Annotated in this window: 2 protein-coding genes; both read right to left on the bottom strand. The window is 47.3% G+C overall.

Annotated features, from left to right (window positions below):
* On the bottom strand, positions 1–2,315 hold a 2,315-nt coding region (locus ACX0G9_RS30920), incomplete at its 3' end, for a condensation domain-containing protein (RefSeq protein ID WP_459068861.1).
* An 11-nt stretch (positions 2,316–2,326) separates the two neighbouring features.
* Positions 2,327–10,261 (bottom strand): amino acid adenylation domain-containing protein (locus tag ACX0G9_RS30915; RefSeq protein WP_459068860.1); only part of this gene is annotated, 7,935 nt, incomplete at its 5' end.

The following is a 10,261-nucleotide window of genomic DNA, read 5'->3' as shown; positions in this document are numbered from 1 at the left end:
GCCGCCATATCCTGTACCACCTCTTTTTCCACCACCACGATCGTGCCTCCGCTTACCAGCGGAAACAATAACTGGAACAACGAAATGTCAAAAGCGCTCGAGGCCAGCAACGGCATCACCGCACCCTCCCACACATCCGGGGCACCCATAGCGCTCTGCCCCATATAACGGCCATAGAGCTGTCCAAAAAAATGATCCAGGTTCCCATGCGTAACTACCACCCCCTTCGGTTGGCCCGTTGATCCCGAGGTATAGATTATATAGGCCGCCTGCTCCCTGCCGATCTCCTCCTCCTTGCCCGATGGGACGAGGTCTTCCAATAAGCCAGCCAGCAGGTCTGCCTGCAGCACCCGGTATCCAAGACCCTCCACCATTCCGCTATAAACCCCCTCCGTGATCACCAGCGAGGGCTCGCTTTGCTCCAGTATATAACGGATCCGCTCCGCCGGATAAGCAGGATCCACCGGTACATACACCAGCCCTGTCCGCAACAACGCCAGCAGTGTGATCACCGTCCATTCCGAACGATCCAACAGCACAACCACCCGCTCGCCGGCAACCACCTGAAGATGATCCTGTATATAAAACGATAACTTAGCCGTTAACTGACCAAGCTCCCCGTAACTTATTTCCTTCCCTTTACACCGGATAGCCCTTTGCCCCTTACGTACCTCATATTGATCCCCTAACCGGGCCTGCCACGAATTTCCGGCTTCCCCAATAACCGAAGGGGTATTCCCTCCAAAAGACAGTATCGACTCACGCTCCGGAGTCGTCAGCATGTCAATATCCTGCAGTGTGCAGGTAACAACGTTCTCATTTGTAAATTGTAGCAGAACGCGTTCGAAATGGCCGCTTATTTGTCTGACAATGGCCTCGGTAAGCAGATCCGCATTGTAGCTGAACCGGACAATCATCTCTTCCCCTGCCTCTATACCAATAGTTAAAGGATAATTGCTTTGTTCATGCATCCGGATATCGGCAATTTCCAGCGTGCGGCGAAGAGCACCGGTTATTTTACTGATCGGATAATTCTCGAACACCAGCAGCGAATCGAAAAGATCGCCAGGCAAGCCTGCCCATCGTTGAATAGAAGAGAGAGGCGTATATTGATATTGCCTGCATCGGGCTTGTTCTATTTGCAAATGCTGCAACCAATCAATAATCTTCCTTTCCTTATCCAGCCTGTTGTGAAAGGGAAGCGTATTAATATACATTCCTACCCGCTTTTCCACGCTGGCCAATTCTTCAGGCCGCCCGGATACCGTAACGCCAAAAACAACATTGGCATTCCCGGTATACTGATGCAGAAGACAGGTCCAGACGCCTTGCATTATGGTATTTAGCGTCAACCGTTGATCCTGGGCCATCTTCACCATCCTGCCTGTCGTATCTGGATCCAACCGAAGGACCACTTCCCTGTATTCACCCCCGCCTTTGTTCAGAGCAGGTGTTGATGAAACAAAAGGAAGGAGCGTATTTTCGGTTACACCTGACAGGTAATTTTTCCAATATTCCTCTTCTTTACCATTTCCTTTTCCTTCGATATAACGGATATAATCCTCATACCTGTCCTCCGGTGCTTCGGGTATCACCTCTCCATTTACCAAACGATCATAACTACCCAGCAATTCCTCCATGAGGACCTGTACCGACCATCCATCCAGCAATAAATGATGGTGAGTCCACAACATCCTGTATCGGTCTTCTCCCAATCCCAAAAGTCCGATACGCATGAGAGGGGCCTTCCTGAAATCAAACCCTTTCCGCCGGTCTGCGATTTCATAGTCCAGTATCCTTTCTTCCAACGCTACGGAATTCAGGTGGCTGTAATCCTGTTCATCGATCGGTATCGTCGCTTTCCTGTAAACACATTGAACAGGCATTTGAAAGGCATCATAATAAAATCCGCTCCGCAAAATACTATGCTGTTTCAGCAAATGATCCCAGCTTTTTCTGAACGCCTCTATATCAAGGTGAATAAGCGTACAGCTAAACTGTTCCACATATATACCAGAATGCTCATTAAACAATCCATGGAACAACATTCCCTGCTGCAACCCGCTTAAGGGGTAAATAGCAGATATATTTTTAGCCCGCTTACTCCCTGAATGTCCATTTGAAGGCGAAAGATGCGCCAGTATCCCGGTTTTATTTTCCTTAATAAAACGGATGATTTCCTGGTTGTTCTTTATAGATAATATTTTTTCCGGGGATAATCTTTTCTTATCGCCTTTCAGGACGACCTTATCCTTTTCTATAACCAATGAAAAGCCCAGGCTTTTAAGTTTCTCCAGGAATGCTGTAATTTCCATCACCTTCGATTTTAGAACTCTATGATATTGCTCAATTCAGAATCGTCTCCGCTTAGAAAGCTGTCCATCTCTTCGTGACTGACATTGGCGAGCCCTCCAAATTCGGAAGTCGTATATTCTACATCCCCGTTCCTCTGACCGATACAATGGTCGATCAGTTTCTCCAACTCTGCCTGGTACCGGTCTGCCAGACGCCGGATGGTTTCTTCCCTGAAATGGAGACTGCTATATCCCCAATGCAGAATCAGCTCTCCTCTAATTACCATGCAGTTAATGGTAAGTTTCTCCGGAACGAGCCTGTCTTCGTTCACCGGATCCCCCAATCGTTCCTGTGCTCCGCTGAACCATTCACTCCTGTTCACCATATTATCCAGTTGCCCCATATAATTGAAAAGAATATCCCAAGGTTGATTGCCTTGCAAACCAGGAGCCTTTATCAAAAATTTCAGTACCCCATATCCCAGGCCTTTATCCGGTATTTTCCGTAATCGCTCTTTAACATCCCTGATTAAGGCAGATTCAGACTGACCGATTCCGGTTTTTAACAGGACCGGATAAACACTTGCAAACCATCCTACCGTCCTGCTTATATCTACACCCCCTATATCTTCCCTTCCATGCCCCTCAAGCCCGATAACTACCTGGTCCAGTCCGCTCCATTCATTTAACGTTCTTCCCAAGGCTCCCAGCAACAAGTCATTGATCTCCGTATGATAGGCCTGAGTTACCTGGTGCAATAACCGCTGAGTTTGGTCTTCATTCAGTGTGGTCCGGAAGAGGAGGATATCTTTTTGATGAACCAGGCCTTGGTAGTCCTTATCCACAGGCAATGGCATGTACCTGTTTGCAACCGATTCCCAATAACCCAGCTGACCAAGCGCCCTTTCGCTTCCGCCATATTGCTCCAATGATTCGAACCAGGCGCGATAAGAATGGCTCTTTTTCCCCAGGCGCATCCAGTCCTGTACTGCAGGCTCCGTACTTCTCCTCGTGGAGAGCAGCAACTCCATGTCTTCCAGCAGGATCCGCCAGGACACACCGTCAACCGCAAGATGGTGGATCACGATCAGCAACCGGTTATATTCCTCACTGGCCTCCGTGCAGAAAAGCACCACCCGCATCAGTTCCCCTTTCAGGATGTCCAGACTTCGCTGATAAAACTGCGCCCGCTCTGTTATCTCCGACGAGGATCCTGATTTTTCCCGGACGAAAGCCGATTGTTCGGCTGACCAGGCCATATATTCCTGCTTCCAACCTGATAGTCCATTGTGATAACGGAACCTGAGCGCATCATGATGATGCAGCAAGCCCTGCACTGCTTCAGTCAGTTCTTCTGCCGTTACCGATTTTTGTATGCTCAGAAGCACACTTTGATTATAATGGGATACCTGATGATTGTCCTGTTCCAGAAAGGCTTGCTGGATCGGCAACAGGCCACATTGTCCATCCAGGGGAATTTCTTCCGTATTAGTTACACCCTTCCTGCAACCATCGCGTTCAATAAGAGCTTCAGCAAGGCCGGATATGGTCTGGTATTCAAACAAATCCCCAACCTTTAAGCTGTTGTAACCCAGCCTGCGTGCCCTGCTCACCACCTGTATCGTTATGATCGAATCTCCCCCAAGCCCAAAAAAATTATCGTGGATACCAACCCGGTCAACATCAAGCAGGTCCTTCCAGATTCCTGCCAGGTCCATTTCCATTTGAAGACGCGGTGCGGTATAGGCCTGGTCAAAGGGAATAACGGCAACGGGATCCGGAAATCTCTTTCTGTCTATCTTTCCATTGGAGGTCAAAGGGAATGTGTCCAGTTCGATCAAATAAGCCGGGATCATATAATCCGGAAGCTTGCTTTTTAAAAAAGAAGTAATGCCTTCCCGGTCAAATTCTTTTTGAGGCACTATATAGCCAATTAACCGTTTATTCCCCAGCTTATCTTCATTGACCAATACCGCGACCTGACGTACCTGTCCACTTTCCTCCAATACACGTTCAATCTCGCCCAATTCGATCCGGTAGCCACGGATCTTAACCTGTTCATCCACCCTTCCTAAAAATTCTATATTTCCATCAGGCAGCCAACGGCACAGATCGCCCGATCTGTAAAGTCTTGACTCCGGCTCATCATTGAAAGAATTGGCAATAAAACGATCTGCTGTCATTTCGGGCTGGTTCAAATATCCCCGGGCCAGGCCTATTCCTCCAATGCACAGCTCACCGGTAACACCTACCGGGACAGGTTTGGAATACTTATCCAAAATATAAAGCTGTACGTTATCGATGGGTTTGCCAATAGGAATGCTTTTTCTATCCTCAAGGATCTCGTGCTCTCTATTGTAAATACGGAAAACGCTGCATCCAACAGTAGCTTCGGTCGGGCCATATTCATTCACTATTTCTATTCCTGTCCCTGACCAAAAAGCGATATGACTCAATGGTAAAGCCTCGCCCCCCACTACCAATCTTTTTGTCAGGTTAATGGCTCCGGAGGAACGCATCGACATTTCCAGTAAAGGCAAATGAGCCGGGGTCAATTTAATAAAATCATAAGGCCCATGTTTCAGGAAGGAATCGTCCCTGAATGGTTCCCTAGGATCCCCGGTCCCGATCACGATTGGTTTCCCCTGGATCAGGGGCATGAAAAGAGCTGTCAGCGCTGCATCAAACGTATAGGAAAGATGGATATAACTGGCCGGATTTCCCGATTCCTCTGCGTCTATATATCGGGTCTTGCTGTTCACCAGGTAATTAATAAGACTTCGGTGTTCGACCATTACGCCCTTGGGCCTCCCCGAAGAACCTGAAGTATACAGCACATAAGCAAGATCCGTTGGTTCGGTATCAATATGAACAGGAAGATCGGATTCTGTTTTTATTTTAGTCCAATCCACGTCCAGCAGGATAACAACAGCCTTATGGTCCGCAGGCAGACCGGACAGGCAGATCCGGTCGCTTACGATAATACCTGCGCCCGTATCCTGCAAAATATAAGAGATCCGGTCAGCAGGCAATTCCGGATCGATCGGTACATAAGTGCCGCCTGCCTTCAGGATTCCCAGAATTCCAACAATCATATCTGGGGAACGACCGATACATATCGCAACCAGGCTATCCCTTCCCACTCCTTGTCGCCGCAAATAACGACTCAATCGGTTCGAACGGGAATCCAATTCCCCGAAAGTCATTTCTTCCCTGTCCCAGATCAAGGCGATGGCACCCGGGTTTCGCAGCACCTGTTCCTTGAAAAGATCTGCAACGGTTTGATCCGGAATGCGGATCATACCGTTTTCGTTAAACTGATATAAAACCTGCTTTTTATCTTCACCGGTCATCAAGGATAAATTACCCACCAACTGCATTGAATCCTCTGTTACTGATCCTAATAACATTTCATAATGTTTACCCATACGGATGATCGTATCCTCCCTATACAAGTCAGTGTCATATTCCATATGGACCCGCATGCCCATCGAATGCTCGACAACCGAAAAACTAAGCTCGTATTTGGAGAGCCCATGAACTGCCGTTTCGGACAATACCTCCAGCCAACCCAATCTGAAACTTTCTCCGTCTCTGACCTTGTCCTTGTTTTGCAAATCGAACATTACCTGGAACAAGGGACTTCTGTTCATATCCCGTTCTTTTACAACCGCCTCGACCACTTTTTCAAAAGGCGCTTCCTGGTTTTCAAAGGCTGCCAATGTCATTTGTTTTACCTGTTGCAAGAGATCGCTGAAACTAATGCTTTCGTTCACATTTGAACGAAGAACCAGGGTATTGGTAAAAAAGCCTACCAGTCCCTCGACCTCAACCTGTTGTCTGCCAGCTACTGCGGTTCCCACACTTATATCCGACTGACCGCTATACCGGAACAACAATACCTTGTAAACCGATAACAGGGTCATGAACAAGGTAACCCCTTCCCGCTTGCTAAAGCTTAAAAGCGCATCCGTTAATTCTTTATTCACCACGAAGGACAGAGATGAGCCTTTGGAGCTCTGTACCTGCTTCCTGGGAAAATCAGTTGGGAGCTTCAATGGAGTAACGCCTTCCAGTTGATTCTGCCAGTAACCGATCTTCCGGTTCAGGATATCGCCTTTCAAATAATTCCGCTGCCATATTGCATAATCAGCATATTGAATCGGCAACGTCATTACTCCGGCAGGGCGGCCTTCGGTATAGGAAGCATAAAATTCGACGAACTCTTTTATCATGATCCTTCCTGACCAACCATCAGAAGCAATATGATGTACAACGATCACCAGCAAATGCTCTTCCGTCTGTAACTTGATCAGGTGTACCCTGATTTTATGATCGGCAGACAAATCAAAGGGTTTCCTGATCAACATATCCACATATCCGGATAAGGCAGCCGGTTCTTCCTCATAAACAGGATCCGAAACAACTGCCAACGACCAGCTCTTTGATTCCAGGGCGTACTGGTAAGCTTTTCCCTCTTCCTGTGCGATTACCGTCCTCAATATTTCATGACGGTCAACAATTTTTTGCAGGGCATAATTAAGCGCCTCTTTATGCAGTTCCCCTTTTAGACGTAATACGACCGGAATATTATACTGGACGCTTCCTTCCAACTGGTCAAGGAACCACAATCTCTCCTGGCTAAAGGATAAGGGTATCCGTTCATGCCTGATTTGGGGTACGACCGGTGGAAGTATTCTGATTTTTTCCCTGCCGGCCAATACTGCACCAAGAGACTCGATGGTGGGGTGGCCAAATATTTCACCGACAGAAACTTCGATTTCAAGCTCCTTACGGATGGCAGAGATTACCCGGATCGCAAGCAAAGAATGTCCTCCCAGCTCAAAAAAATTATCTCTGACACTTATTTGTTCCGCTCCAAGCAAATTTTTCCATATAGGCAATAATCTATATTCCATTTCGGTCCCGGGTGGAATAAGAAGGTTCCCCTCCTCCTGTTTGATAACCGGGTCGGGCAGGGCCTTTCTATTGATCTTTCCGTTAGGGGTTAAGGGAAATTGAGTTAACTCCACGAATTGCGCAGGGATCATATATTCAGGCAGGCTTTCCTTCAACTGATTATGCAGGAGGGATTTATCAAAACCCGGTTCCACTTCCAGATAGGCCACCAAAAACTTATCGCCTGACCCGCTTTCCTTTACGGTAACAAGATTTCTTTTAATACCCCTGCACAGACCTATAAAATATTCGACCTCTCCCGGCTCGATCCGGTATCCCCTGATTTTTACCTGGTCATCATTCCTTCCCGCAATGACCAGTTCCCCGTTGTCCAGCCACCAAGCGAGATCTCCGGTCCGGTAGATCCTGCTAACCGGGTCATTCCCAAAAGGATTCCGAATAAATTTCTCTTCAGTTAGCGCGACTTTGTTTACATATCCCCTGGCTACTCCATCCCCTCCGATGCATAACTCACCAGGTACTCCTACCGGGCATAAATTGCCATAACTATCTAATATATAAATAGCCGTATTTAAAATCGGTTTACCGATAGTAATCTCTTCCGGATCATTTATCTCTTTGGTAGCGGACCATATGGTAGTTTCGGTAGGTCCATAAACATTGGTGACAGTTGCCTCCGAGATGGCCTGCAATTTTTTCAGCAGGCCAGGCGGAAGCTTTTCTCCACCGATAATAATATACTTCAGCTCTTTGAGGAACAATAACGAACCTCCGTCCTCTAATAGTACATTCAGATAAGACGGTGTGATCTGCAGGGCTGATATTGGCGCAATTTTATCCTTGCTCTTCAAAACGGAATGACGGAATAATTTTCTGAATTCGTTCAAATAATGCAAGGCGTCCAATGCTTCCTTATCCCCTACACCGAAATCGATTAAACAGGCAATTTCTGTGACCCCGATGGCTGCCACCTTTTGAACCAGGGCTTTACAACTTTCTATGGTCCCTAACAAGGCATCGGTTTGCCAATATCGTTCAAAGGCAATTTCCAGCAATTCGTCGATGGTCTTTTCGTCTATATCCTCCGTTTGTATATTCAGGCTCCTGGCAAGATTTTTTATAAGACTGATGCTGGATCCGAGATAGGATTTGAAAGGTTTCCTGACTTCCGATTTTACCTTATCCAGGTCTTCTCCGAGATAGGCGTGAAGCATTAAGGCGATTTTAGCCTCCTTAACGGGATAGCCATTTTCTTTAAGAGCCTGTTTATAAATTGTTATATTCTTTTTCAGCTCTTCAATATCCTGTGCCAGCAAATGGGTAAGAATATTCGCTCCGATTGTTCCCGCACTTCTGAAGGTTTCAGCGCTTCCGGCGGCCGTGATCCATATCGGCAGATCCGGCCGGACAGGACGGGGAAATATTTTCACTTCGATTTCTTTCTCATGCCCGTTTACCCTTTTTACCCCTGCCCCTTTCCATAACTCCTTCAACTCCTGAATTTGTTTGTACATGCAGGAATGCCGTTGGGCAAAATTCTCCGGCATCAACACAAAATCGTCCGCATGCCACCCTGACGCGATCGATAAGGATACCCTTCCATTGGATAAATTATCGACGACCGACCATTCTTCGGCAACCCTGATCACATCGTGCAAGGGGAGCACTACGCTTCCCGACCGAATTTCTATATTTTGCGTAATGGTTGCCATCCCCGCGCCCAGGACCGACGGATTAGGGAAGATCCCGCCAAATTCATGGAAATGTCTTTCCGGCAACCAAATTCCCGAAAATTCATTCTTATCGGCAAATGCAACCGATCGTAATAAAAATTCGTATTTATTTTTTTGATCTGTATTTCCCTGACTCGCAAAATAGAACAGGCTGAAATCCATTTCGATTTCTTTTCTATCGGTTACATACCTGTCAAAATTATTCACCTGCGAATCTTCCTTGATCGTCACCTTGATTCCCCGGATCAGTGTCCAGCAAATTTCCAGGACTGATATATCGAATCCGATGGAGGTGACCGCCAACAGATGATCATCCGATCCGGGTGTCAGCACCTTATTCATACCTGCTATAAAATTCATCAGGTTTCGATGGGTTATCATTACCCCTTTAGGGCTCCCTGTCGATCCCGAGGTATAGATCACATACGCAGGTTGATCCGGCTTCACCGAAAACGCCAGCTCCCCGGCAGGTTCTCTGTCTTTTTTCTCTTTGCCTATTATCATCCACGCTTCATCCAGATCTATGAGCTCGGTAATCTTTCCGGCAGTCAGTTTGGATTTTTTAGCGGTACTGCTGATAGCCACTGTAACCCCGGTATCGGCCAGCATATATTGGATACGGTCGGTGGGATAGGTCGGATCGATAGGCACATAGGCTGCTCCCGCCTTGAGGATCCCCCATATTCCCATCACCATATCCAGCGAACGTTCTATACAGATGGCCACCAGGCTTTCCGGCCCCACTCCTTTGTGTTGCAGGTAATGAGCCAGTTGGTTAGACCGTTGATCCAACTCCCCGTAGGTTAGCTGTGCATCCCCGTATATCAGGGCCACCGCATCCGGCATACTGGCCGCCCGGGCTTCGAACAAATCCAGGATAGTCTTATCTGCCGGGTATTCATCCCGGATACCATTAAATTCCTCCAGCAACTGCCGGCGTTCGTTTACCGTCAGAAAGGGTAACGTAGTGATGTTCTTAAAAGGTTGCCGGACAATAGCGCCAAGCAGCTCTTTATAATGTGAGGCCATCCGGCAGATCCTCTCTTTCCGGTAGAGATCAGTACAAAATTCTATACTGCCTTCCCAGCCTTCTGCTCCTTCGAGCAAGGTGAATGTCAGATCAAATTTCGCAGTATGATGATCTATTCTCGCCGGTGATATATCAAGATCCTCCTGGTTATCATTCTCCATCATATTGCGGGCATTATTCTGCCCTACAAACAAAACATCGAATAAGGGGCTTCTGCTCATATCCCTTTCACGGACCAGGGTCTCCACTACTTTCTCAAAAGGAACGTCCTGGTGTTCGTATGC

The sequence above is a fragment of the Flavitalea flava genome (assembly GCF_054461575.1).
Note: the sequence above shows the minus strand (reverse complement) of the source record. Positions and strands in the feature narration are given on the sequence as shown.